This is a genomic window from Maribacter vaceletii (assembly GCF_003634105.1).
In the GTDB taxonomy this organism is placed as follows: domain Bacteria; phylum Bacteroidota; class Bacteroidia; order Flavobacteriales; family Flavobacteriaceae; genus Maribacter_B; species Maribacter_B vaceletii.
In genome coordinates, this window is sequence record NZ_RBIQ01000008.1 from 394,173 (window position 1) to 420,690 (window position 26,518).

Here is a 26,518-nt window from a genome sequence, read left to right on the forward strand (position 1 = left end):
CTAGTGCATAAGTTCCCAAACATAGTAGTTCTAGTAAGTATATTTTTATGTTTCCTTAGTTCATTTCAGACTTTTGGACAACATATTAACACACTTACCGTACATCTAAATGAAGAAACTAAAGAATTAAATATACAACAAGAGTTTGTTTTTAAAAACACCTCTAACTATTCTTTAGGCTATTTATATTTTAATGATTGGGCTAATGCATATTCCAATAAAAATACTGGTTTAGCCAAACGTTTTGCTGAAGAGTTTAAAAAAAGCCTACATTTAGCAAAAGACAATGAAAGAGGGCACACAAAAATTTTAAGTGCAGTAGATAACGAATATAGGGGGCTGCATTGGGAAAGAGAGAAAAATAAGGATATTTTAAAAATTAGATTAAACGACCCTTTACCACCAAACAAAACCGTTAAACTATTTATTAGTTACACAGTTAAGTTACCAATGAGTAAGTTTACTCCCTATGGTTACAACAATAAAGGGGAATACTACTTAAAAGATTGGTATTTAACCCCCGCAGTCTATAATGGAAAATGGAAATTGTATTCCAATAAAAACTTAGAAGATTTATATACGGATGTAACTGAAACTACTGTAAATTTTAATTATCCAGACAGCCTATCTTTAACTACTAATTATAGAAATTTAGGAACATCAAAGTATCCTATAAGACAACTAGCACAACTAAAAGGAATAAAACAAAAAAGCTGTGAGATACTATTAAACACTACTAAAAAATTTACAACACATGTAACGCCATACATGACCGTGGTAACTGATATAGAAGCACCTAAGTATAACAACATTGCACAGGGCATATCTATAAATAATGTAACAAAATTTATACATGAAAATTTGGGGGAATACCCACACCCTCAATTATTAGTTAGTCAAATAGACTATAACAAAAGTCCTTTATACGGTATAAACCAATTACCATCATTTATTAGGCCTTACGAGCAGCAATTTCAATTTGAAATGAAATTCTTAAAAACTGCGTTAAATAGTATTTTAAGAGAAACTATTTTTTTAGACCCTAGAAAGGACCAATGGGTAAACCAAGCTATAGCAAACTACTTATTAATTTCTTACGTTGAGCAACATTATCCAAATCAAAAGCTTCTTGGTAAATTATCTAAAATTTGGGGGATTCGAAGCTTTAATTTAGCCAAAATGGATTTTAATGACCAGTATCCATTTTTATATAATGTTACTGCTCGTAAAAATTTAGACCAATCATTAACTACACCAAATGATTCTCTAATAAAGTTTAACCAAAAAATTGCTAATAAATATAAGGCGGGACAAGGATTAACATATTTAGGTGTATATATTGGAAAAGAAAAAATTGATGAAAGCATAAAAACCTTTTATAAATATTACCAAAGCAATACGGTTAAAGTATTAGATTTTGAATCTATTCTAAAACGATCTACTACTACAGATATAAATTGGTTTTTTAACGCATATGTTTCTACTGACCGAAAAATTGATTTTAAAATTAAAAATGTAAAAAAGTATAAAGATTCATTAATTATTACTTTAAAAAATAAAGAAGGCACCAATGTGCCAATTTCTGTTTTTGGATTACAGAAAGATTCTGTTGTTTCAAAATATTGGTTTACAGATATAGAAGAAGAAAGAACTTTTACCATCCCCAAAAAAGGAGAAGATAAACTAGTTTTAAATTACGATAAAAAAATACCAGAATTTAACCAAAGAGATAACTGGAAATCCTTAAAAGGTTTTTTATCAAGTAACAGAAAGCTTAAATTACAGTTTTTTCAAGATGCAGAAAACCCAGATTACAATCAAATTTTTTATGTCCCTACTATTAGTTTTAATATATACGATGGTTGGTCACCAGGGATGCGATTACATAATAAAACACTCTTAAGAAAACCTTTTATTTATGATTTTTCTCCGTCCTATTCTTTTAGAGAAAAAGCATTTGTTGGTTATGGCAGATTATCTTACCAAAAATTATTAAGTAAAACTGGACTATACCTTGCTAACTATTCTATTAGGGGTTCTACATTTCACTTTCAAGAAAATTCTAGATACTCTACTATAACACCTTCTATTAGTTTTGGTTGGAAACCAGATAACTTACGTTCTAATAAAAGAGAAATTTTAAGTTTTAGATATGTAAATGTATTTAGAAGTAGAGATGAAAATTTAGGAGATTTTGAAACCCCTCCAGATTATAGTGTTTTAAATGCTCGTTATAGAAACTCAAATAATGGAATAATAGATTATTCTTCCTGGTTTATAGATGCCCAGCATGCCAATGATTTTTCCAAGTTAGTATTTGAATGGGAGTTTCGTAAACTTTTTCAAAATAACAGACAGTTAAACCTTCGTTTTTTTGCTGGTAAATTTTTAAGAAATAAAACCACAGGATATAGTGACCCAAATTTTTATAGCTTTGCCCTAGATCGTCCTACAGATTATTTATTTGATTATAGTTATTTAGGTCGGTCTGAAGATTCTGGTCTTTACAGCCAACAAATTATTATATCAGAAGGTGGGTTTAAATCAATGCTACAAAATCCTTATGCAAATGATTGGATGGCTACAACAAATGCAAGTATTAACCTTTGGAAGTGGATTGAAGTATATGGGGATGCTGGCTTTATGAAAAACAAAGGCTTAAAGGAACGCTTTGTATATGATGCCGGAGTAAGATTAAATTTAGTAACAGATTACTTTGAATTATACCTCCCTTTTTACTCTAACAATGGTTGGGAAATTTCGCAGCCTAATTATGAAGAGAAAATTCGTTTTATAATAACAGTTAGTCCTAAAACCTTAATTGGGTTATTTACTAGAAAATGGTTTTAGTTTTTTCATATTCACAAAATACACCTCTTTAAGTACGCAAAATTTACAATAACCACATATTTAAACACGATATTATAAAAATAACGCAATAAAATTGTTTTTGTTTTCATTGTTTTAATCTAAATGTTTAGGTATTTTTGTAAAAATCATAGTTTCAATATGGATATATCTGAAAAAACCAGTAATGACATTTCTTTTGAAGATTTTAGAATTCAGATTCTGCAGGATTATAAAACTGCTTTTTTAAGCAGAACTTGTAGTCTACTTGGCAGAAAAGAAGTCTTAACTGGAAAAGCAAAATTTGGAATTTTCGGAGATGGCAAAGAACTTCCACAATTAGCTATGGCAAGGTCTTTTAAAAATGGTGATTTTAGAAGTGGGTATTATAGAGACCAAACTTTTATGATGGCTATAGGAATATTAAAACCTAAAGATTTTTTCCATGCCCTTTATGCTACCACAGATATAGAAAAAGAACCAATGAGTGCTGGAAGGCAAATGATTGGGCATTACCTTACTCCTAGCCTTAATGAAGACGGCTCATGGAAAAACTTAATTCAACAAAAAAACACAAGTAGTGATGTTTCTTGTACAGCAGGACAAATGCCTAGGCTATTAGGTTTGGCACAAGCATCAAAAATATATAGAAACTTAAAAGATATAGACGCTTCTAATTTCTCAGAAAATGGTAATGAAATAGCTTGGGGAACAATTGGTAATGCAAGTACTAGTGAAGGCATGTTTTTTGAAACCATTAATGCCGCTGGAGTCCTACAAGTACCAATGGTAATAAGTATATGGGATGATGAGTACGGAATATCTGTTCCTGCAAAACATCATACCACAAAAGAAGATATTTCAAAAATTTTAAGTGGTTACCAAAGAACTACTGATGAAAAAGGGTTAGAACTTTTAAAAGTAAAAGGGTGGGATTACACAGCATTAATGCACGCCTATGAAAATGCTTCAGATATTGCAAGAACGGAACATGTTCCTGTTGTTATTCATGTTACAGAATTAACCCAACCACAAGGCCATTCATCATCCGGATCACATGAGCGATACAAAAGTGATGATCGCTTAGAATGGGAAAGAGAAAATGATTGCAATAAACGATTTAAAGAATGGATTTTAGAATCCAGAATAGCTTCAGAAGAAGAGCTAGAGCTTATAGAAAAAGAAATTAAAAAAGAAGTAAGACTTGCAAAAAGAGAAGCTTGGTCAGAGCACCTTACTACACAATTAAATGCCAAAAGAGAACTTGTAGGCTTACTAGAAAAAACTGCAATTAAAAGCCCTAACAAGGTGTTTATTTCTAAAATAAAAAATGACCTTATAGCTATAGACGAACCAATTAAAAAAGATATAGCAACTAGTGCTAGAAAAGCAATGCGATATCTTATTGGTGAAAACACTTTTGAAAAACAAAATTTAATTTCTTGGACTAAAAACTATTTAGAGAGCGCGCAAACAAAATTTAGTTCTAATTTATACAGCGAAAAAGAATCTAAAGCAACAAATGTTCCAATAACTAAGCCTGCTTATGATGAAAATGCTGAGCAAGTAGATGGAAGAATGATTCTAAGGGAGAATTTTGACGAACTTTTTAAAAATTATCCTGAAGCATTAATTTTTGGAGAAGATACAGGTAATATTGGTGATGTAAACCAAGGACTAGAAGGCCTACAAGCCAAGTATGGAGAGTTACGTATTGCAGATACTGGCATTAGAGAAACCACAATAATAGGACAAGGATTGGGAATGGCTCTTAGAGGATTAAGACCCATTGCCGAAATACAATATTTAGATTATATATTTTACGCACTCCCTACCTTAACAGATGATTTAGCAACAACACTATACAGGACAAAAGGTTTGCAAAAAGCTCCACTAATTGTACGTACTAGAGGGCACCGTTTGGAGGGTATTTGGCATTCTGGTTCGCAAATGGGTGGGTTAATTCACCTACTAAGAGGAATGTATATTCTAGCCCCAAGAAATATGACGCAAGCAGCAGGTTTTTACAATACACTTATGAAGAGTGATGAACCTGCACTTGTAATTGAAAGCCTAAATGGTTATAGACTAAAAGAACCTAAACCAAATAATTTAGGAGAATTTACTGTTCCTATTGGTGTAGTAGAAACCGTAAAAGAAGGAACAGACATTACATTGGTATCTTACGGTTCTACATTAAGAATAGTAGAACAAGCAGCAAAAGAACTTATTGAAGTTGGTATTGATGCCGAAGTAATAGATGCACAAACTTTATTACCTTTTGATATTAACCATGACGTTTTAAAAAGTCTAGAAAAAACCAATAGATTACTAATAATAGATGAAGATGTTCCTGGTGGATGTTCTGCTTATTTGTTAGACGAAATTGTAAACAAACAAGGAGGTTACAAATATCTAGATAGCCAACCAATTACGCTTTCTGGAAAAGCGCATAGACCTGCTTATGGTTCTGATGGAGATTATTTCTCTAAACCAAATGCTGAAGATATTTTTGAAAAAGCTTATGAAATTATGAACGAGGCTAACCCATCTGATTATCCAAAATTAATGTAATACTTCGCCTTTAATTTAAAAAGGTTAAATAATCTTTACCAACAGTTCTTTTAGTAAATCTGAGGAAGTAGATGCGCTTGCCCCTACTCCTTTTCCTTTTAAATCCATTTCTCTTAAATGAGAAATTATTTGACTAACCTTTCGCATTGGGTAGTTTTTGGCAGCGGTCTGAAACTCACTAACAAAATACGGGTTTATACGTAATTTACTAGCTACATTTTTAGGAGAATGATCCTTTAAGCCATGATACTGTAAAAGCTGTGTAAAGAAAGAATTTAATAGTGTAATTGTTAATATGAATGGGTTGTCCTTTGGGTTTTGGGCAAAATAATTAATTATTCGTGTTGCCTTAACAACATTACGCTCTCCAATAGCTTTTTTTAATTCAAAATTATTATAGTCCTTACTAATACCAATATGTTCTTCAATATGGGCAGGAGTAATTTCTGTGTTTTTTGGTAATGCTAATTTTAATTTTTCTAACTCATTACTAATTTTACTTAAATCAGTACCTAAATAATCTACTAGTAAAATTGCTGCCTTGTGTGATATAGTATATCCACTGGAACGAAGAACTTTTCGTAACCAATCAGAAACTTGATTTTCATATAATTTTTTACTTTCAAAAATTACACCTTGTTTTTTTACTTCTTTATAAAGGTTTTTTCTTTTATCAAGCTTCTTATATTTATAACAAACTACTAAAACAGTTGTCATTTGAGGGTTTTTAACATACCCCAAAAGATTTTCAATAGTCCTAGACAAATGTTGCGCCTCTTTAATTATAACAACCTGGTAAGGAGCCATCATAGGATATCGTTTAGCATTACTAACAATATCATCTATAGTAACTTCTTTTCCATACAAAACCATTTGATTAAAACCTCTTTCTTCTTCAGAAAGAATATTTTTTTCAATGTATTCCGATATTCTATCAATATAATAAGGCTCTTCTCCAAACAAAAAGTAAATAGGCTTCAAATTACCTGCTTTAATATCCGATACAATTTGTTTTACTTCCTCCATTAAAAAAAAATCATCAAATTTGTGAAATGTTACCTTTAAACTTTAAGAAATATAACTTTCGATTCAAAAATAGCGAAAATAAGGTGCAAATTTTTGATGTTGTTCGTAAAAAATTTGTGCAGTTACAACCAGAAGAATGGGTAAGGCAACATGTAATTCACTTTTTAGTGGAAGAAAAAAAATATCCATTAAGTCTTATTAATGTAGAAAAACAACTCACAATCAATAGTTTAAAAAAAAGATACGATATTGTTATTTTTAATTCAGACGGGAGTATAGAACTTTTAGTAGAATGTAAAGCCCCAAAAATAAAAATCACACAAAATACTTTTGACCAAATAGCAACATATAATATGCAATTAAATGCAAACTTTTTAATGGTTACTAATGGATTGCAACATTTATACTGTAAAATGAATTTTATAGAAGAAAAATACTCCTTTTTAAGGCAAATTCCTGATTTTAGCCGTTAATTTGCACCGTTTTGAATATAGCAGTTGTAATACTTAATTGGAATGGAGAGGTACTTTTAGAAAGATACCTACCCTCTGTAATGAAATATTCTGAAGGAGCAGATATTTATGTTGCAGATAATGCCTCTACAGACGACTCTATTTCTTTTTTAAAAAACAACTACCCAACTATAAAAATCATACAAAATTCTAGCAATGGCGGTTTTGCAAAAGGATATAATGATGCGTTACAGCATGTAAAAGCAGATATATATTGCTTATTAAACTCCGATGTAAAAGTTACTAAAAACTGGTTACCTCCAATCATTGAAGCTTTTAAAGATATTCCTGATGCATCTATTATTCAACCAAAAATATTAGACCATATGCGTAAAGACTATTTTGAATACGCTGGAGCTGCAGGTGGTTATATAGACCGGTTAGGATATCCATTTTGCAGAGGAAGAATTTTTCAGGCTTTAGAAAAAGACACAGGACAGTATAACGATATTCAAGAAATTTTTTGGGCAACAGGCGCTTGTATGTTTATTAAAAGTGATATTTTTCATAGCTTAAACGGTTTTGATGAAGATTATTTTGCGCATCAAGAAGAGGTAGATTTATGTTGGAGAGCAAAAAATATTGGATATAAAGTTTTTTATGTTGGCACCTCTAGTATTTATCATCTTGGCGGTTCTACATTAAGTAACATGAACCCTAAAAAAACATACTTAAATTTTAGAAACTCTCTTTTTTCAATCACAAAGAATTTACCTTTAAGAAAAGCTTTTATTATTATTTTCTTAAGACTATTATTAGATGGTATTGCTGGTATTCGATTTGTTTTTCAATTAAAACCTAAACATTGTTTAGCTATTATAAAAGCACATTTAAGCTTTTATAAAAACTTTAGAAGAATGTATAAAAAAAGAGAAAAGAAAAACTTTATAAATAAATACTATGCAACAAAGTCCATAGTGTGGTCTCATTTCGTACATCAAGTAGCAAGGTTTAGTAATTTAGTAAAAGATTAACTAAATTACAGTATATATAATTTTGCAATTGTATAATTTTGGTGTTTATTTATTAGATAACCATTAATAAAATATAAATTATTTAAATATTAAGTTTTAGAACTATGAAAAAAGTTATTTTAGGATGTTTAGGAGTAACCCTTTTGTTATCCTCATGTGTATCTCAAAAAAAGTATGCAGAGTTAGAGGCTAAAGCAAATGAGACTCAAGATTTGTTAAATTCTGCTACAGTTAAATTAAATGACTGTTTAGAAGATAATGCAAAAATTAAAACTTTAGAGGATCAAAATGCTTTCCTTAAAGCAAACAATCAAGAGTTAATTAATAATATGGGGAACTTAACTACCCTAACAACTAAAGGTGCAGAAAACTTAGAAAAATCTTTAGAAAGCTTACAAGAAAAAGATTTAACTATTAGAAAACTAAACAATGCAATTACACGTAGAGATTCTGTTAACCTATCTTTAGTACAAAGTCTTAAAGGTGTTCTTGGAAACTTAGATGATGAGGATATTGAAATTAGTGTAGAAAAAGGTGTTGTTTTTGTTTCTATCTCTGATAAATTATTATTTAGCAGCGGAAGCTATAACATTACAAGTAAAGCAAAGAAAGTACTTGGAAAAGTTGCACAAGTTGTAAACAACAAACCAGATTTTGAATTCATGGTAGAAGGTCATACAGATGATGTACCTTACAGAAGTGGTGTTTTACAAGATAACTGGGATTTAAGTGTTAAGCGTGCTACTGCAGTTGTTCGTATACTTCAGAATGATTATAATGTAGACCCTAAGAGAATGACAGCTGCTGGTAGAGCGGAGTTTGTTCCTTTATCTACAACAGAAAAATCTAGAAACAGAAGAACAAGAATTGTTGTACTTCCTAAAATTGACCAATTTTATAGTATGATTGAAGAAGGAATGAAAGATCCTGCAATTGGAGGAAAATAATTCCACATTAAATTATAAATAAGAAAGCAGCCAATTGGCTGCTTTTTTTATTACAAAAAAAATAGTATTATAATATATCTATGCTGCCTTTTCCTTCTCTTACTACTTCTTGCTTGCCTTCAGACAAGTCTATAACAGTAGAAGCAACATTATCTCCGTAACCGCCATCAATTACAATATCTACTAGATTATTCCACTTTTCATAAATAAGTTCTGGATCCGTTGTATATTCTAACACTTCATCTACATCTCTAATAGATGTAGATACAATAGGGTTTCCTAACTCTTCTACCAATATCCTAGCTATAGCATTATCAGGCACTCTAATACCTACAGTTTTCTTTTTCTTAAAATCTTTAGGTAAATTATTATTTCCCGGCAAAATAAAAGTATAAGGCCCTGGCAAAGCTCTTTTAAGTATTTTAAAAGTTGCTGTATCTATTTGTCTAACATAATCAGACATATTGCTTAAATCTGCACATATAAAAGACCAATTTGCTTTTGCTAGTTTAACTCCTTTTATTCTTGCAATTTTCTCTAATGCCCTTGTGTTTGTAATATCGCAACCCAAACCATAAACAGTATCTGTAGGGTAAATAACTAAACCTCCTTTTCGTAAAACAGCAACAATACGTTGTACCTGTTTAGGATTGGGATTTTCCTCATATAATTTTATAAGCTCTGCCATAATACACCCTAAAGTACTTCTAATTTAGCAAAACGAAGTAACAACTTTTTAATATCTCCTTTATCAAATTGTATTTCGGCTTTACGATCGCTACCAATACCTTCTAAATTTAACACCTTTCCCCTACCAAATCTTGTATGATTTACTAAAGAACCAACTGAAAGTCCAGGGTCTATTGTATTTGTATTCCCAACAGGCTTGGATAATTCTGGTTTAATTTTCCTAAGTTTTCGTAATTGATTTTCGGTAGGTTTACCTACTAAAGGTGGTGTTCCTCTTTTAGGTTTTGTTTGTCTAAGTTTACTTTTGTCTACCTCTCCAAAAATATCGGTATCTACAAAAGATTTATAACGGTAACCACCATCTACAGGAGTTAGGTTTTCTACATATTTTTCATCTATTTCCTCAATAAACCTACTAGGTTCTGCATCAATTAGCTTACCCCATCTATATCTATTTTGTGTATACGTTAAATATGCTTGTTTTTCTGCTCTTGTTAATGCCACATAGAACAGCCTTCGCTCCTCCTCCAGCTCACTACGAGTGTTCATACTCATCCCAGATGGAAATAAATCCTCTTCCATACCAACAATATACACATATGGAAATTCCAAGCCTTTAGACATGTGTATGGTCATTAATGCTACTCTATCATCATCTCCAGGGTCATTATCCAAATCCGTAGCAAGAGCTACATCTTCTAAAAACTCACTTATATTTCCTGTAGCACCGTCTAATTCTTTCTGCCCTTCAACAAAGTCTTTAATACCATTTAAAAGCTCCTCAATATTTTCCATACGAGCTATACCTTCTGGAGTTCCATCTTTTTTAAACTCTAAAAGAACACCAGCTTTTTTAGCAACATGCTCAGAAAGTGTAAAAGCATCGGTAGTTTCGTTCATTATCTGGAAACTCTGTATCATGGTAATAAAGTCTACCAATTTTCTTTTAGTTCCTGCATTAACTTTTAAATTAATACGGTCTAAATTCTGAATAACTTCAAAGATAGAACGCCCGTAATGGTTAGCGGCAACCACTAACTTATCTATTGTAGTTTGTCCAATTCCTCTTGCTGGGAAGTTTATAACTCGCTTTAAAGCCTCTTCATCTTTTGGATTTACTACCAATCTTAAATATCCTAAAACATCTTTTATTTCTTTACGTTGATAAAAAGAAAGTCCGCCATAAATTCTATACGGAATATCTCTTTTTCGTAATGCATCTTCAATTGCTCTGGATTGCGAATTGGTTCTATAAAGCACTACAAACTCCCCGTTATTAAGCTGATGTTGCATTTTATTCTCAAAAATAGAACCTGCAACAAACCTACCTTCTTCGGCATCAGTAATACTTCTATGTACTTTAATAGCTGGTCCTTCATCATTATCTGTCCAAACTACTTTATCTAGTTGTGTTTTATTGTTTGATATTACAGAGTTAGCAGCATTTACAATATTTTTTGTAGATCTATAATTTTGCTCTAATCGATACATTATTACATTATCATAATCTTTTTGAAAATTTAAAATATTACTAATATTAGCTCCTCTAAAAGAATAAATACTTTGTGCATCATCCCCAACCACACATATATTTTGAAATCTATCCGAAAGGGCTTTAATAATTAAGTACTGCGAATGGTTTGTATCTTGGTACTCATCTACCAAAATGTATTTAAACCTTTCTTGGTATTTCATTAAAACTTCTGGAAACCTGTTTAAAAGTTCATTAGTTCGCAGTAAAAGGTCATCAAAATCCATAGCTCCTGCCTTAAAACAACGATCTACATACTGTTGATATATCTCCCCCATTCTTGGCTTTTTCGCCATAGCGTCGGCCTCTACTAACTCCGGGTTATTCAAATAAGCTTTTACCGTAATTAAACTATTTTTATAGGATGATATTCTACTTTGCACCTGCTTATACTTGTAAATATCTTTATCTAAACCTAATTCCTTTATTATAGAAGAAATTAAACGCTGGGAATCTTGGGTATCATAAATAGTAAAATTTGGAGGATAGCCTAATTTATTACCGTCTACACGTAAAAGCTTTGCAAAAACAGAATGAAAAGTTCCCATCCATAAATTTTTAGCATCAGAATTACCAACAATACTTGCAATCCTTGCTTTCATTTCACGGGCTGCTTTATTTGTAAAAGTAAGTGCCAAAATATTAAAAGAATCTACTCCTTGCGCCATTAAATGGGCTATTCTAAAAGTAAGCACTCTTGTTTTTCCGGAACCTGCTCCTGCAATTACAATCATTGGCCCGTCTTTATGCAAAACTGGGGCTTTTTGCGCATCATTTAAACCATCAATAAAACTACTCAAATCCTAATAATTTTTAGAACTGTGAATTTAGCCATAATAACTGTTATCCAAAAGTTAGTAAGAAGAGATTTATGAACAATAAAGGGAGATTCCTTTTAATTTGAATATATTTAGTAATTCAATTAAATACCATGAAAAATACACTACTCTTTTTACTACTCCTTTGTTGCTCTTTTGTAATTGCTCAGCAAACAATTTCTGAGTCTGAATATAGTAATATAGAAGAAAAAGTAATTTCTTGGCGAAGAGATATTCATGAAAATCCGGAACTATCCAATAGGGAATTTAAAACTGCAGAAAAAATAGCAAAACATCTAAAATCTTTAGGGATAGATGTGCAAACAAAAGTTGCACACACAGGAGTAGTTGGAATTTTAAAAGGGAAAAAAGAAGGGAAAGTTGTTGCTCTAAGAGCAGATATAGATGCGCTACCAGTTACAGAACGTAATGATTTACCTTTTAAATCTAAAGTAACTTCCACATTTCTTGGAGAAAAAGTTGGAGTTATGCATGCATGCGGCCATGATACACATACTGCTATATTAATGGGAGTTGCAGAGATTTTAGCAAAAAATAAAGATAAAATAAACGGAACTATAAAATTCATTTTTCAACCAGCAGAAGAAGGGCCTCCTCCTGGGGAAGAAGGTGGGGCTAAACTTATGATAAAAGAAGGTGTTTTAAAAAATCCTGATGTAGATGCTATTTTTGGGTTACATATAAATTCTGAAACTCCCGTAGGAACCATAAAATACAAATCTGGGGGTACAATGGCTGCGGTACAACGCTTTGTAATTACCGTAAAAGGGAAACAAACACATGGTTCCCAGCCATGGAAAGGAATAGACCCAATTTTAATCAGTGCCAAAATAATTGATGGCCTACAAACAATAATTAGTAGAGAAGTTAACCTTACTAATGAAGCTGCAGTAATTAGTGTAGGTAAAATTACAAGTGGTGTGCGTTTTAATATAATTCCAGAAAGTGCAGAACTTATTGGAACCATTAGAACACTAGATTATGATATGCAGAAACAAATTACTAAAAGAATGCAAGAAATGGTGCCATCTATTGCTAAAACATATGGCGGAGAAGCCACTATTGTATTAGAAAATTTTACAGATATAACATATAATGAACCTTCCCTTGTTACTACAATGCTACCTACATTACAAAAAGTAGCTGGCATAGATAAAGTTCTGCAACAAAAGGCAGTAACTGGCGGTGAAGACTTTTCATATTTCCAAAATGAAGTGCCTGGTTTTTATTTTTTCTTAGGAGGAATGTCTATTGGTACTACAGAATCTTTTCCACACCATACTCCAGATTTTAAAATAGACGATAGTGGTTTGTTATTGGGTGTAAAAGCACTAACAGAAATGAGTATTGACTATCTAAATAATTAAATTTTCTTTACTACTTAAAAGTAAACTACCTCCGGGCAAGCCCACGAGGCATTTATTAGGGAAACTAATTTTGATTTCGAGGCAAGACTCGGAGCATTTAAATCTAGATTATCGAGAAACTTTGTTTATATTTTGTATTATTTTTGATGCAATTTTATAAGTAATATATAAATATATTTATGGATACTATTCTTGAATTTCTTTCAAACATCTCATGGTGGATGTGGGTTATAGTTGGACTTATATTAGTTGCAATTAGAGATATATTTATACAACGAGCACATACCATAAGTCACAATTTTCCTGTAGTTGGCCATCTTAGGTATTGGTTAGAAAGTATTGGTCCAGAAATGCGCCAGTATTTTGTAGCAAATAATAGAGAAGAATTACCTTTTAATAGAATTGAACGTGGTTGGATATATGCTTCTGCTAAAAAAGAAAATAATTATGAAGGTTTTGGAACCGATAGAGATTTATACGCACACCAACATGTTTTTATAAAGAACCAAATGATGGCGTATAGCCTGCCAGAAAATCATCCAAACAAGACAGATGCTTCTTTTTTACCATGCGCTAAAGTTATTGGAGAATATAATAAAAGAGAAAAACCTTTTAGACCAGCCTCTGTTATAAACGTATCTGCAATGAGTTTTGGCTCATTATCTGCAGCTGCAATAGAAGCATTAAATAAAGGAGTGCATAAAGCAGGAGCGTATCATAACACAGGAGAAGGAGGACTTTCCCCTTACCATAAAAAAGGCGGTGATGTTGTTTTTCATTTTGGAACCGGATATTTTGGTGTTCGTAGCAAAGAAGGAAGTTTATCTATAGAAAAACTTAAAAAACTAACACAAGAAAATCCTTGTATAAAGGCTATTGAAATTAAACTCTCTCAAGGAGCCAAACCCGGAAAAGGAGGCGTTTTACCAGGAGCAAAAATAACGCCTGAAATTGCAGAAATAAGAGGTGTAGAAGTTGGTAAAGATGTACTATCTCCTGCAACTCATAAAGCTTTTAGCAATGTAAAAGAATTAATGGTCCTTATTGAAACTATAGCAAATGAAACTGGTCTTCCAGTTGGTATAAAAGGGGCTATTGGAAAATTAAAACAGTGGGAAGAACTTGCTGATATCATGCTTAAAACAGGTAAAGGACCAGACTTTATCACTGTAGATGGTGGTGAAGGCGGTACTGGTGCAGCACCTCCTAGTTTTGCAGACCATGTTTCTTTACCGTGGGTTTATGGTTTTTCTAGTTTATATAGAATGTTTTCAGAAAAAGGGCTTACAGAAAGAATTGTATTTATTGGTAGTGGCAAATTAGGCTTCCCTGCTAAAGCAGCTATGGCATTTGCCATGGGAGTAGATTGTATAAATGTTGCCAGAGAAGCAATGATGAGTATTGGTTGTATTCAAGCGCAAGTATGCCACACTAATAGGTGTCCGGCAGGAATTGCAACACAAAGCAAATGGTTACAAAACGGTGTTAATGTTCCTTTAAAATCGGATAGATTAGCGCAATATTTTAAAACATTTAGGAAGGAATTTTCAGAAATTACTCATGCTGCTGGTTATGAGCACCCATGCCAGTTTAATATGGATGATGTTCAAGTAAACGTTGATGACACCGATTTAAGTAGAACCCTAAGAAGTACGTATAAATATCAAAAAACAGAAGTTCCATTTAATGGTGTTCAAGAACTATATGATTGCCCTCATTTAGGCAGTATTAAATAACCTTAATGTGCTATTTTTGTAAAAAAAATTAATATGAATTTTAAATTATCAATTTTTACACTTTTATTCATTTCTTGTCTTTCGCTACATGCTCAAAGAAAAAGTGATTTAATAAATGAAGTAAACTTATTAAAAGCAAAATTAGACTCTACCAACATAGAGTTGGCATCCTCTAAAAAAAATGGTAGTGTAAATGCAGAAAAAGCAGCCTCTTTTGAAAAACAAGTGGTTGATTTGCAAAATGCAAATAGTACTTTATTAAAAAACTTAAATAGTTTTGCTCAAATTTCTAGTAAAAATTCTGAAAGTGTAAATAAAGCGCTTGCAAGTTTAGAAGAAAAAGAAAAGCAATTAAGTGTTTTTACAGACGCTATTAGTAGTCATGATTCTACTGCTGTTGTGGTTCTTACAAATGCAAAACAAACTTTAGGAGAAAATGCTAAAATTGGAGTTTCTAATGGTGTTGTAGTTATATCTAATGATTTAACATCTTTGTATGGTTCTGATATTAATACAACTATAACCGAAGAAGCAAAAGCTTGGTTGCAAAAAATTGCAACAGTTTTAAGCGCTAATCCTAAAACAACTATCACCGTTGAAGGACTAAGTATGACAGGAGATTTAAACACTCCCACATTACAAGCAACATCTATCGCTAACTATCTAACAAAAGATATGTCTATTGCTAAAGATAGAGTTAATGTAAATGCCAAAGATGGTGGCTTTAAAGAAGGTGTTAATTTTAAAATACATCCAAATTACGAAGCTTTTTACCTAATGGCTCGGGAAGGAATTAAGAACGGAAATAAGTAATTTAAAAAATCCCGTAATTAGTATTACGGGATTTTTTTCTCTAGTTTTCATCAACTGGTTTAAAAATTCTAATCCAGTCTACATTTAAGGTATGGTCTTCGGGGAAATTAGCTATTTCTTCATCTGTAGGCATTCTACCTGCTTCGGCATTCCAGTTTTGAACTTCTGCATTTATTATAATATCCATTTCTTTACTTAAACCTGTTCTATCTGAAGTATTAGGAGGAGCAGAAGCGGATGTGTATCCTAATGGATCTATACCATCTTTACTCCCAACATTATCTAAATTGTCCATTACTTTTATTAACTCTCCATTTAAATAATACTCAAGATCAATAGGAGATTTCCAATAAACACCTATACGAACCCAATCACTAGAAGTATATGGATACCCGTCAATTTTTTGCCATGTACTAGCATCTTTAGGTTGGTAATCTGTAAATGGATCTCTTATAAACACATGGTGACTTATATGAAACCTTTCACTAAACCATTGCTGGTCATTTCTTGGATTTTGTGCTCCGTAGGTTTCTAATATATCTATTTCTTGTGTATCATCTGGGCTTAGCATCCATATATCTGAAGCAAAAAATGCGTTTGCAACTTTTACTCTAGCCTCAACAAAAACAGGGTACACTACCCTCTTGGTTGAAGTAATACACCCTAATCTAGTAGCTTTATCTGTAAGTGTCCCATTAGACCCTCCATAAGATTTTGTTTCACCATTTACCCTTGTTGTTAACAATTTTAAATTACCATCTGAGACCGTAACATTTTCATGCCTCCAAATTGTTGGCCCAGGACCATTCCAGGAATTATGGTAAAAGTTTGTCCATTTTCCGCCACCAAATTCTGACAAGCTATTTTCTCCAGCAAATTCATATTCAAAATCATCCGAAATATCATCTTGAAATTCCCATTTTTTTCCATCTCCAGCATTTGCAGGTACCGGTATTGTTTTCCATGTTAAAGGTTCCGGGTCTGGGTCTGGGTCTGGATCTGGATCTTTTGGGTCTTCTTTATTTTCTTTTTCTTCTGGTTCTTCTACTACATTATCTTGCGAACAAGAATACACACTAATCATTAAAGCGAGGAACATTGCAATTTTTTTCATAAAACCTTTTTTCATCATTTTTATAAAGTGATATTAATAAGCATATCTCTTTATAATATTCATATTATTTACCTAGCTAAATTATTATATTCACATCTTTTAATAAAAAAACATGCCTTTACAAAAACTGAACAACATATTCTTATGAATACATAATGATCTAGAATACAACACAATTAGTCTAATTAGAAAAAGAAAATAAAATAAACGAGTATTAATAAACAAAATGCATATACAATTAACTATTACATAATTTTTAGATAAATACTCCGTTCTTTAATGCAGAAACCAAAACCAAAATCATGTCCGAAGAAGGAATTTTACAAATGTTTGCTTATTTACTACCAGCTGTTGTAACTGGAGCAGTTGCTTTTTATTTTTTTAGATTACATACAAAAAATGAAGAAGGAAGAAGACGTTTTTTATTACATAAAGATAGCCAAACAAATACATTGCCTATACGTTTACAAGCATACGAAAGAATGGCTCTTTTTTTAGAAAGAATTGCTATTCCAAGCTTAGTTGTTCGTATTGCTCCTAAAAGTTCTGATAAAAACGAGTATGAAAACTTACTTATAAAAAGTATAGAAAACGAATTTGAACATAACTTATCCCAACAAATATATATGACCGACGAATGTTGGAATATTATTAAGGCTGCAAAAAGTGCTACTATACAAATGATTCGTAAAGCTGCCTTAAGTGAAACAGATTCTGCTGATAAATTAAGAGAAGATGTTTTAACCGAAACTATGGATAAAGCTTCTCCTTCTGGTACCGCATTAGCTTTTGTAAAAAAGGAAATTGGAGAATTGTGGTAATTAATTATTTAAGCACATTAAATTTTGCTTCTGCATAGTTAAAACCTTGTTCCCACCACTCTGTCATTAGTTTTTTATTAAATACTAAAGAGTTTTCAGTTAATTTTGTTGGAGTATAATACAAGTTTAGCTTTACACCTCTATGCTTTGCTGCCAAAATTCCTTCAGAAATATCATGATGTTCTATTTGGTCTAATACAAAACCATAGATACTAAGCATTAATGAAAATGGGTTTTTCCCTAGAACCTTATTATGTTCCATTTTCTCAGATTCTAAAATAATAGCATCTACTTCTGTAGCGCCCCGCCTAATAGCTTCTCGTATTGGTAAAACACAACCTAAACCACCATCACCATACTCAAAGCCATCTTTTTTTACTAAAGACATAAAAGGTATATAATTACAAGAAATCCACATCCAATCACAAAATTCATTATAAGTAAATTCTTTTACCGACTTATATTCTACTCTATTTTTAGATAAGTTAGATACTGTAACAACTACATCTTTATGTGTTTTTCTGATTTCATTAAATTCTTCTACTGAAAAATTTCTTCTGATTGTTTTTCGTAAAGATTTGCTTTCACCAAAAGTTCTTTTCTTTTTTATAAACTGAAGAAATGTTGTAATAAAGTTTATTGAAACAAATTCCCTATCGCCTTTTTTACGTACTATAAAGGGATTTAAACTAAATATTTTTCGTTGGTTAACATTCGTGTACAAGTCGTATAACTTTCCTACTTTATTTAAAGCTAATTGAGGGATTAACAAACTTCCTGTTGAGGTTCCAACAAGTAAATCATAATCTCTTTTTTCAATTTCCATTAAATATTGGGCAACACCGCCTGCAAAGGCTCCTTTACTACCTCCTCCACTAATTACTAAGGCTCTCATTCAATTTTAATCTGACTTGTTTCTATATTTTTAAATTTGGCAAAATTATAACCACTCTCCCACCATGCACTCATTTTTTCTTCATTAAAAATTAAAGAGTTCGTTGTTAGTACTGTTGGTGTATAATAAAAATTAATAATTGTATTATTATGGTTGGCTACATATTTGCCAATACGTATATTTTGATGTTCAATACGGTCGAGCATAAACTCGAACATATTAGTTAGCAAAGAAAAACTATTTTTTGATGGCATTCTATTTAAATGACTTACTTCTGTTTGTAAAACAATTACATCTATTTCAGTTGCACCTCTTTTTATAGCTTCTTCGATAGGTACCATATTTGCTAAACCTCCATCTGCATACTCGCAACCATTTTTACGAGCTAAACTCATAAAAGGAGTATAATTACAAGATATCCAAACCCATTCGCAAAAATCATCATAACTATAATCGTTTACACTTTTGTACTCTACAGTATTATGGGATAAGTTAGAAACAGTAACAACAACCTCTTTTGGGCCACTTTTTAGTTCCTCAAATTCTTCTTTTGTAATCGTTTTTTTTATAAGCTTTAATAAATTATGACTCTCGCCAAAAGTTTTACTACCTCTATAAAAATTTTTAAAAACATTCCAATGGTTAATACCAATAGTATTTACTCCATATTTATTTTGAATTACAAAGGGACAATTACTAAAAATATCATCTTGACTTACGGAAGTGTATACGTTTTTTATCTTATCAATTTCCCCTAATGCTAAATGAGATATTAATAAACTACCAGTTGAGGTGCCTAAAAAAAGTTCATAATTATAGTGGAGTTTTTGCATTAAATATTGGGATACCCCACCTGCAAAAGCACCTTTACTACCTCCACCTGAAATTACTAAAGCTCTCATTATTTACTAACTAGTTCTTCTATATAACGAAAATTATCTGTTTTTAATTCTTTCAACTGCAATTTTATTCTCTGTTTATAGTCTTCATCTTCTATTAATTTTGCTAATAAATTTCTTGCAAATTTTTTAAACTGCCAACTATGGTGGTTAGATGCTATTATAAGATTGGTTAAACTTGCTGTATTTAAGCCTATAGTTTGATTTAAAAACTGAAATGCTGAAATACGAGTATCTACACTAAATTTTGGAGATGTATACCCTACCAACTCTTTATAGTAAATCCCAGTGTTTAAACTATTATACTCAGGGGTTACAATTGCTAATGTTAGCCATAATAACCTTATATTTTTATTGGAAAAACCTATTAAATTACTAGTTGCATTTAAATACTGATTTCTTTTTTCAGGAAAACTACTCCATAGAGCAAACAATGCATTTTCTTGAGTAATATAGCTTTTATCAGATAAAAGAGATTCAAACGGAGCTTGTAGCTCTTTTGAAACCTTTACAGTTGATTTTGCTACGGCTCTTCGTATTTTTAAATTTGATGTTTCGAGAGCTTCTTTTAAAAAATCAGGAGATAGAAATTTATAATAATCTTGTATAATTCTACTTTTTAATTCAGGAGAACTTGTTTTATCCCAATAGCTTTTTATTATTTTTTCTTTGTGTATATAACTTGAGCTTGCTATTACAACCTCTTCTTCTATAAAATTTAAAACTTTAATAGCTTCCGATTTAGTAGTCAAATGTTTTTTTACTTCTTCAAAAGGGAATGTTTTTTCAACCAACCATTTGCCCTTAAAGTCAGTAAGTTTTTGCCCACTAGCCAACTCCATTTCTTCTATAAAATCATCTACTTCAACATTTTTATATTGGTATTTATTTAAATAAGAAGTTATTCCTTTTTTAAACAAAGTGTCTCCAACTTTTTCACGTAACATATGTAATGCCCATGCTCCTTTTTCGTAAAATGTTAGGCTACTTGCTTTTGGGTTTAGTAACGACTCCCCTTTTTCATTTACTTGAGCTTCATCGATAGCCTTAGCACTATCATACAATTTCCAGTAATAGTGTTCTTCTCCAAATAATTTTTTTTCTGCCAAATAGGAATAATATGTTGCAAAACCTTCATGTAACCAATGGCTATTTCCATTCTTTTCAGTTATTAAATTCCCAAACCATTGGTGGGCTAATTCGTGTGCATTAATGGTTACGTAATTTTTATCAATAAAAGATACAGAGTCAATTACATAACTATCTGAAAATATAGTTGTTCCCGTATTTTCCATTCCTGCATATAAAAAATCATGTACAGGGATTTGTTTATAATTTAACCAAGGGTAAGAAACCCCAATCTCTTTTTCTAGAAAATTAAAAATTTCTTTAGAATATCTATACGTTGGTTCTACAAACAAACTATCTTTTGGGGAATAATATAACTTTAAAGGAATGCCACTTTTAGATTTCTCTTCTACATATTTATAATTACCTATAGCAAAGGCTACTAAATAGCTACTCATAGGTTTATCCATAGAATATACCCATAGATTCGTATTTTCTTTTTCTTGTTTTTCCAGAAGTTTTCCGTTAGAAATTACGGTGTAGTCTTTATCAAACTCTATATTAATATCAAATTCCACCTTTTCTGTCATATCATCAAAAGAAGGCAACCAATAGCTTGTATATTTACCTTGACCTTGTGTCCAAATTTGAGCATCTATATTAAGCATGTCAGAATTTGTATCCCATCCAACAAAATAGACTGTTTGCTTTGGAAAAACTTTGTATTTAAGTGTAATAAAATATTTCTTTCCTTTCTTAAAAGAATGTTTTATTGATAGTTTAGATTTCGTATTTAAAAAATCTATCTTTTTATGATTTAATAAAACTGAAGTAAACTCCATATCATGCGCATCTAAGAAAATATAGCTCACATCATTTAAAGCATTAAATTCATAAGTAACAATACCTTCTATTGCTTTTTCTTTAACTATTGGTTTTATTACTGCTTCAGCTCTAATAAAGTCTACTTTTTCTTGTATTTGTGCAAATAAACCAGATGTAATAAAAAGAAAAAAAACTTTAAAAATTAATTTCATAGTTTGGGGGTTATAAGTAACGTCTTTCAAATTTAGCATTTTACTTTGTTGCATTGTTATTCCCTATACCCTAATTTAGACGAATGAATGCAAATTATTTACAAACTCCCATTGCCTATTTAAAAGGAGTAGGCCCTAATAGGGCAAATTCTTTGCAGTCAGAGCTTGGTATTTCTTGCTTTCAAGACCTTCTTAACCTTTTCCCCAATAGGTATATTGACAAAACAAAATACTATAAAATAAGGGAACTACAACGTAGCAGTGCAGATGTACAGGTTGTTGGTAAAATTATTCATTTAAAAACAGTAGAACAAAAAAGAGGAAAACGTTTAGTTGCAAAGTTTGTAGACGATACCGGAGAAATAGAACTAGTTTGGTTTCGTGGCCAAAAATGGATTAAAGAAAATATAAAAATTAATAAAGCTTATGTGATTTTTGGGAAATGCAATTGGTATAATGGTAAATTTTCTATGCCACACCCAGAAATGGAATTTTTAGAAGAACATGAAAAAGGGGTTAAAATTGCTATGCAACCCATTTACCCTTCAACCGAAAAACTAAGTAATACTGGTGTAACCAACAAGGTTATTAATAAAATGATGCAGCAATTGTTTTTAGACTGCAAGGGGCAATTTTCAGAATCCTTATCTCCAAAAATTATTCATGAATTGCGTTTAATTTCTAAAAGTGACGCTTTATTTAATATTCATTTTCCTAAAAATCAGGAACTATTAGCCAAAGCTCAATTTAGATTAAAGTTCGAAGAACTTTTTTATATACAACTACAGTTATTAGGTAAAAGCAAAGCTAGAAAACAGCGTATTAAAGGGTTTGTTTTTGACCAAGTTGGCACACATTTTAATAATTTTTATAAAAACCACTTGCCTTTTGAGCTCACCAATGCACAAAAAAGAGTGGTAAAAGAAATTAGAGCAGATTTAGGTACTAGCGCACAAATGAATAGATTATTACAGGGCGATGTTGGCTCTGGAAAAACTATTGTAGCATTAATGACTATGTTGTTAGCTATAGATAATGGCTACCAGGCGTGTTTAATGGCACCTACCGAAATTTTGGCAAATCAGCATTTTAATGGTATTCAAGAGCTTTTAGGTGATTTGGGTATTAAAATTGCAATTTTAACTGGTAGTGTAAAAAAAAACCAGAGAATTATAATTCATGAACAATTAGAAAGTGGAGAACTTCACATTCTAATTGGTACGCATGCCCTATTAGAAGATAAAGTAAAATATAAAAATTTAGGATTGGCTATTATAGATGAGCAACACAGATTTGGTGTTGCCCAGCGTTCTAAATTATGGCATAAAAATAATTTGCCTCCTCATATTTTGGTAATGACCGCTACTCCTATCCCCAGAACTTTGGCTATGAGTTTATATGGCGATTTAGATATTTCTGTGATAGACGAATTGCCTCCAGGGAGAAAACCAATAAAAACAGTACACAGGTATGACTCAAATAGATTAAAAGTTTTTGGATTTATAAAGGAAGAAATAAAAAAAGGACGTCAAATTTATGTTGTTTACCCTTTAATACAGGAGTCTGAAGCATTAGACTATAAAGATTTAATGGATGGCTATGAGAGCATTGTACGAGATTTTCCACAACCAGAATACCAAATATCTATAGTACATGGGCAAATGAAACCTGCCGATAAAGATTATGAAATGGAGCGTTTTGTAAAAGGAGAAACACAAATAATGGTTGCTACTACAGTTATTGAAGTTGGGGTTAATGTCCCTAATGCATCGGTTATGGTCATAGAAAGTGCCGAAAGGTTTGGCTTATCACAATTACACCAATTACGTGGACGTGTAGGTCGTGGTGCTGACCAGAGCTTCTGTATTTTAATGACGAGTCATAAACTCTCTAACGATTCTAAAACAAGACTAGAAACCATGGTACGTACAAATGATGGTTTTGAGATTGCCGAAGTAGATTTAAAACTACGAGGCCCTGGTGATATTATGGGCACCCAACAAAGTGGCATGTTACACCTTAAAATAGCAGACATTGTAAAAGATAATGACATCTTAAAAACTGCAAGATTCCATGCCATACAACTCTTAAAAGAAGACCCTTCTTTAGAAAATCCTAATAATTTAGTAGTAAGGCATATGTATACTCAGATTATAAAGCACAAAAATATCTGGAATTATATTAGTTAAACAAGTAATATATCTACAACCTTTTTATAATTCCTATCTCTATATCGATTATTCTTATCAAAATATCACAAAAAGATAGCTTGAACATCGTAATTTTTACAGACAATAATTTCCTAAAACAACTAGTTTTAATAGCTTTGTTAGCTAGAATACAAATAAATTATGAGTACAAAAAAAACGTTATTTGATAAAGTGTGGGACTCCCACGTAGTAAAACATGTAGAAGATGGCCCAGATGTATTGTTTATAGACCGTCATCTGGTACATGAGGTTACCAGCCCTGTTGCCTTTTTAGGTATTAAAAACAGAAAATCTGGAGTTTTATTTCCGAATAAAACATTTGCTACGGCTGATCACAACACACCAACTATAAACCAACATTTACCAGTTGCAGATCCACTTTCTGCAAATCAGTTAAAAGCATTAGAAGAAAATGCAAAAGAACATGGTATTTCGCACTGGGGACTTGGTCATGAAAAAAACGGAATTGTACACGTTGTAGGTCCGGAATATGGAATTACACAACCAGGTGCAACTATTGTTTGTGGAGATTCTCATACATCAACTCACGGTGCATTTGGCGCTATTGCTTTTGGTATTGGTACTTCTGAAGTAGAAATGGTTTTATCTACCCAATGTATTATGCAGCCAAAGCCAAAGAAAATGCGTATTAATATTGAAGGTGATTTAAACTTTGGGGTTACTCCTAAAGATGTTGCTTTATATATCATCTCTAAGTTAACCACTTCTGGTGCTACAGGATATTTTGTAGAATATGCTGGTGATGTTTTTGAAAACATGACTATGGAAGGTCGTATGACCGTTTGTAACCTAAGTATAGAAATGGGTGCCCGTGGTGGTATGATTGCTCCAGATGAAAAAACTTTTGAGTATGTTAAAGGGAGAGAGTTTACACCAACAGGCGCTGCTTGGGATAAAGCAATGGCGTATTGGGAAACTTTAAAAACAGACGAGGGTGCAGAGTTTGATAAAGAACTTACATTTAGTGCTGCAGATATAGAACCAATGATTACTTACGGAACCAATCCTGGAATGGGAATGGGAATTTCTAAAAGTATTCCTAATGCAGAAGATTTAGAAGGTGGTGTTGCTACCTATAAAAAATCTTTAGGTTATATGGCTTTTAATGAAGGTGAGGATATGATTGGTAAGCCTATCGATTTTGTGTTTATTGGTAGTTGTACTAATGGTCGTATTGAAGATTTTAGAGCCTTTACTTCTATTGTAAAAGGAAGAAAAAAAGCAGATCATGTAACAGCATGGCTAGTACCAGGGTCTCATAAAGTAGAAGCCGCAATTAAAGAAGAAGGTCTTTTAGATATTTTAACAGAAGCTGGTTTTGAACTTAGAGAACCAGGGTGTTCTGCTTGTTTAGCAATGAATGATGATAAAGTACCTGCTGGAAAACTAGCAGTAAGTACATCTAACAGAAACTTTGAAGGTCGTCAAGGTCCAGGTTCAAGAACCTTACTTGCTTCTCCTCTAGTTGCTGCAGCTGCCGCAGTAACGGGAAAAGTTACCGACCCAAGAGAATTAATGGAAAAAGAATTGGCTTAACGCTTTGCGCTAACCGCCATGCGAAGAACGCAGAGTGTTAGCAATAAGTATTTTACGTAATTTATTTAGTGAGAGATTATAAGAAATATACGGTTTGGGAGCTTGGACATGAAATAACTTTATTAATTTATAAGTTAACTTCATCTTTTCCAAAAGAAGAACTTTATTCTCTTACTAGTCAAATGCGTAGAGCCTCCTATTCAATTCCTTCTAATATTGCAGAAGGTTGCGGTAGAGAATCGAATCAGGAATTTAAGAGGTATTTAACAATAGCTAGAGGCTCTGCTTCAGAGTTAGAGTATTTTTTAATTCTTGTAAAAGATTTAAATTTAATAGAACTGAATGATTTTAAAAATTTAAGTGATTCAGCAAATAAGATTAAGAGAAGTCTTAACAACTTAATAAATAAATTATAATTTAACTAGCGTTTAGCGTTTAGCTTTCTGCGCATAGCAATTACAAAATGGCATACGATAAATTTGAAATATTAAATAGTACAGCTGTACCCCTTCCAATTGAGAATGTAGATACAGACCAAATAATTCCAGCTCGTTTCTTAAAAGCTACAGAACGTAAAGGTTTTGGAGATAATCTTTTTAGAGATTGGCGTTATAATGGAGATAATACTCCAAAATCTGACTTTGTTCTTAACGATTCTACTTACTCTGGAAAAATTTTAGTAGGTGGTAAAAACTTTGGTTCAGGTTCCTCAAGAGAACATGCTGCTTGGGCAGTGTATGATTACGGATTTAGATGCGTAATTTCTAGCTTCTTTGCGGATATTTTTAAGGGAAATTGTTTAAACATTGGTGTTTTACCAGTACAGGTTAGTCCAGAATTTGCTGCAAAAGTTTTTGCTGCAATAGAGGCCGATCCAAAAACTGAAATATCTGTTAATTTACCAGAGCAAACTGTTACAATTGTAAAAACAGGAGAAAAAGAATCTTTTGATATTAATGGGTACAAAAAACAAAATATGCTTAATGGTTTTGATGATATTGATTATTTAAACAATATTAAATCTGACATAAGCGAATTTGCAAAAGAATTACCATTATAAA

Annotated in this window: 20 protein-coding genes; 13 read left to right on the forward strand and 7 right to left on the reverse strand. The window is 31.8% G+C overall.

Features of this window, described 5'->3' with window-relative positions:
• Positions 1-3 precede the first annotated feature (3 nt).
• Together CLV91_RS09310 and CLV91_RS09315 are read left to right on the forward strand one after the other, a co-directional pair.
• Positions 4-2,850 carry a metalloprotease gene (locus CLV91_RS09310; protein WP_121066876.1) on the forward strand — a complete coding sequence of 949 codons (2,847 nt, stop codon included), beginning with the start codon at positions 4-6 and terminating at the stop codon, positions 2,848-2,850.
• Between the two features lie 159 nt (positions 2,851-3,009).
• Positions 3,010-5,421 (forward strand): alpha-ketoacid dehydrogenase subunit alpha/beta, encoded by a 2,412-nt coding sequence (locus CLV91_RS09315; RefSeq protein WP_121066879.1) that lies wholly within the window; start codon positions 3,010-3,012, stop codon positions 5,419-5,421.
• Between the two features lie 24 nt (positions 5,422-5,445).
• Here the strand turns inward: CLV91_RS09315 and holA are convergent, their stop codons facing one another.
• Entirely contained in the window at positions 5,446-6,447 is a 1,002-nt protein-coding gene (gene holA / locus CLV91_RS09320; protein WP_121066882.1) for a DNA polymerase III subunit delta, read from the reverse strand.
• A gap of 26 nt (positions 6,448-6,473) precedes the next feature.
• On the opposite strand from holA, the gene CLV91_RS09325 reads away from it, so the two are divergent.
• From CLV91_RS09325 to CLV91_RS09335, 3 genes are all read left to right on the forward strand, one after another.
• Positions 6,474-6,920 carry a type I restriction enzyme HsdR N-terminal domain-containing protein gene (locus CLV91_RS09325; protein ID WP_121066885.1) on the forward strand — a complete coding sequence of 149 codons (447 nt, stop codon included), beginning with the start codon at positions 6,474-6,476 and terminating at the stop codon, positions 6,918-6,920.
• Positions 6,921-6,931: 11 nt separating this feature from the next.
• Positions 6,932-7,933, forward strand: coding sequence for a glycosyltransferase family 2 protein (locus CLV91_RS09330; RefSeq protein WP_121066888.1), 1,002 nt, complete (start codon positions 6,932-6,934; stop codon positions 7,931-7,933).
• Between the two features lie 104 nt (positions 7,934-8,037).
• Complete coding sequence (locus CLV91_RS09335) at positions 8,038-8,880, forward strand: OmpA/MotB family protein (RefSeq protein ID WP_121066891.1); 843 nt, start codon at positions 8,038-8,040, stop codon at positions 8,878-8,880.
• A 67-nt stretch (positions 8,881-8,947) separates the two neighbouring features.
• Here CLV91_RS09335 and CLV91_RS09340 read toward each other — a convergent pair whose 3' ends face one another.
• Together CLV91_RS09340 and CLV91_RS09345 are read right to left on the reverse strand one after the other, a co-directional pair.
• Complete coding sequence (locus tag CLV91_RS09340) at positions 8,948-9,568, reverse strand: L-threonylcarbamoyladenylate synthase (RefSeq protein ID WP_121066894.1); 621 nt, start codon at positions 9,566-9,568, stop codon at positions 8,948-8,950.
• Positions 9,569-9,576: 8 nt separating this feature from the next.
• On the reverse strand, positions 9,577-11,901 hold the full coding sequence (locus CLV91_RS09345; RefSeq protein WP_121066897.1) for an ATP-dependent helicase: 2,325 nt from the start codon (positions 11,899-11,901) through the stop codon (positions 9,577-9,579).
• Between the two features lie 131 nt (positions 11,902-12,032).
• Between CLV91_RS09345 and CLV91_RS09350 the strand changes: the two genes are divergently transcribed.
• From CLV91_RS09350 to CLV91_RS09360, 3 genes are all read left to right on the forward strand, one after another.
• On the forward strand, positions 12,033-13,307 hold the full coding sequence (locus CLV91_RS09350; protein ID WP_121066900.1) for an amidohydrolase: 1,275 nt from the start codon (positions 12,033-12,035) through the stop codon (positions 13,305-13,307).
• 179 nt (positions 13,308-13,486) lie between these two features.
• Positions 13,487-15,043, forward strand: a complete 1,557-nt coding sequence (locus CLV91_RS09355; protein ID WP_121066903.1) for an FMN-binding glutamate synthase family protein — start codon at positions 13,487-13,489, stop codon at positions 15,041-15,043.
• Between the two features lie 33 nt (positions 15,044-15,076).
• Positions 15,077-15,856 carry an OmpA family protein gene (locus CLV91_RS09360; protein WP_121066906.1) on the forward strand — a complete coding sequence of 260 codons (780 nt, stop codon included), beginning with the start codon at positions 15,077-15,079 and terminating at the stop codon, positions 15,854-15,856.
• Positions 15,857-15,896: 40 nt separating this feature from the next.
• Here CLV91_RS09360 and CLV91_RS09365 read toward each other — a convergent pair whose 3' ends face one another.
• Positions 15,897-16,970: a LamG domain-containing protein gene (locus CLV91_RS09365; RefSeq protein ID WP_245987167.1), complete on the reverse strand. Its 1,074-nt coding sequence runs from the start codon at positions 16,968-16,970 to the stop codon at positions 15,897-15,899.
• A gap of 302 nt (positions 16,971-17,272) precedes the next feature.
• Between CLV91_RS09365 and CLV91_RS09370 the strand changes: the two genes are divergently transcribed.
• Entirely contained in the window at positions 17,273-17,791 is a 519-nt protein-coding gene (locus tag CLV91_RS09370; protein WP_121066908.1) for a DUF7935 family protein, read from the forward strand.
• Positions 17,792-17,795: 4 nt separating this feature from the next.
• Here CLV91_RS09370 and CLV91_RS09375 read toward each other — a convergent pair whose 3' ends face one another.
• From CLV91_RS09375 to CLV91_RS09385, 3 genes are read right to left on the reverse strand one after another with little or no spacing between them, the layout of a single operon-like run.
• Positions 17,796-18,686, reverse strand: a complete 891-nt coding sequence (locus CLV91_RS09375) for a patatin-like phospholipase family protein (RefSeq protein WP_121066910.1) — start codon at positions 18,684-18,686, stop codon at positions 17,796-17,798.
• The gene (locus CLV91_RS09380; RefSeq protein WP_121066914.1) at positions 18,683-19,588 is read right to left on the reverse strand and encodes a patatin-like phospholipase family protein; all 906 of its coding nucleotides are present in this window, start codon (positions 19,586-19,588) and stop codon (positions 18,683-18,685) included. Before CLV91_RS09380 ends, CLV91_RS09375 begins: the two co-directional genes overlap by 4 nt.
• Positions 19,588-21,690: a M1 family metallopeptidase gene (locus CLV91_RS09385; protein ID WP_121067870.1), complete on the reverse strand. Its 2,103-nt coding sequence runs from the start codon at positions 21,688-21,690 to the stop codon at positions 19,588-19,590. The genes CLV91_RS09380 and CLV91_RS09385 overlap by 1 nt, the downstream gene beginning before the upstream one ends.
• An 83-nt stretch (positions 21,691-21,773) precedes the next feature.
• Between CLV91_RS09385 and recG the strand changes: the two genes are divergently transcribed.
• The 4 genes from recG (at position 21,774) to leuD (ending at position 26,517) form a co-directional block, all read left to right on the forward strand.
• Positions 21,774-23,879: an ATP-dependent DNA helicase RecG gene (gene recG, locus CLV91_RS09390; protein ID WP_121066918.1), complete on the forward strand. Its 2,106-nt coding sequence runs from the start codon at positions 21,774-21,776 to the stop codon at positions 23,877-23,879.
• Between the two features lie 162 nt (positions 23,880-24,041).
• Entirely contained in the window at positions 24,042-25,457 is a 1,416-nt protein-coding gene (gene leuC / locus CLV91_RS09395; protein WP_121066921.1) for a 3-isopropylmalate dehydratase large subunit, read from the forward strand.
• 68 nt (positions 25,458-25,525) lie between these two features.
• A complete protein-coding gene (locus CLV91_RS09400) occupies positions 25,526-25,873 on the forward strand; it encodes a four helix bundle protein (RefSeq protein WP_121066924.1) in 348 nt (115 codons plus the stop codon).
• A gap of 47 nt (positions 25,874-25,920) precedes the next feature.
• The gene (gene leuD / locus CLV91_RS09405) at positions 25,921-26,517 is read left to right on the forward strand and encodes a 3-isopropylmalate dehydratase small subunit (RefSeq protein WP_121066927.1); all 597 of its coding nucleotides are present in this window, start codon (positions 25,921-25,923) and stop codon (positions 26,515-26,517) included.
• The last annotated feature ends 1 nt before the right edge of the window (position 26,518 follow it).

Coding starts and splice junctions, on each gene's coding strand:
- CLV91_RS09315 (WP_121066879.1), top strand. CDS start 3,010: ATGGATATATCTGAAAAAACCAGTAATGACATTTCTTTTGAAGATTTT.
- holA (WP_121066882.1), bottom strand. CDS start 6,447: ATGGAGGAAGTAAAACAAATTGTATCGGATATTAAAGCAGGTAATTTG.
- CLV91_RS09325 (WP_121066885.1), top strand. CDS start 6,474: ATGTTACCTTTAAACTTTAAGAAATATAACTTTCGATTCAAAAATAGC.
- CLV91_RS09335 (WP_121066891.1), top strand. CDS start 8,038: ATGAAAAAAGTTATTTTAGGATGTTTAGGAGTAACCCTTTTGTTATCC.
- CLV91_RS09340 (WP_121066894.1), bottom strand. CDS start 9,568: ATGGCAGAGCTTATAAAATTATATGAGGAAAATCCCAATCCTAAACAG.
- CLV91_RS09350 (WP_121066900.1), top strand. CDS start 12,033: ATGAAAAATACACTACTCTTTTTACTACTCCTTTGTTGCTCTTTTGTA.
- CLV91_RS09355 (WP_121066903.1), top strand. CDS start 13,487: ATGGATACTATTCTTGAATTTCTTTCAAACATCTCATGGTGGATGTGG.
- CLV91_RS09360 (WP_121066906.1), top strand. CDS start 15,077: ATGAATTTTAAATTATCAATTTTTACACTTTTATTCATTTCTTGTCTT.
- CLV91_RS09365 (WP_245987167.1), bottom strand. CDS start 16,970: ATGAAAAAAATTGCAATGTTCCTCGCTTTAATGATTAGTGTGTATTCT.
- CLV91_RS09370 (WP_121066908.1), top strand. CDS start 17,273: ATGTCCGAAGAAGGAATTTTACAAATGTTTGCTTATTTACTACCAGCT.
- CLV91_RS09375 (WP_121066910.1), bottom strand. CDS start 18,686: ATGAGAGCCTTAGTAATTAGTGGAGGAGGTAGTAAAGGAGCCTTTGCA.
- CLV91_RS09380 (WP_121066914.1), bottom strand. CDS start 19,588: ATGAGAGCTTTAGTAATTTCAGGTGGAGGTAGTAAAGGTGCTTTTGCA.
- CLV91_RS09385 (WP_121067870.1), bottom strand. CDS start 21,690: ATGAAATTAATTTTTAAAGTTTTTTTTCTTTTTATTACATCTGGTTTA.
- recG (WP_121066918.1), top strand. CDS start 21,774: ATGAATGCAAATTATTTACAAACTCCCATTGCCTATTTAAAAGGAGTA.
- leuC (WP_121066921.1), top strand. CDS start 24,042: ATGAGTACAAAAAAAACGTTATTTGATAAAGTGTGGGACTCCCACGTA.
- leuD (WP_121066927.1), top strand. CDS start 25,921: ATGGCATACGATAAATTTGAAATATTAAATAGTACAGCTGTACCCCTT.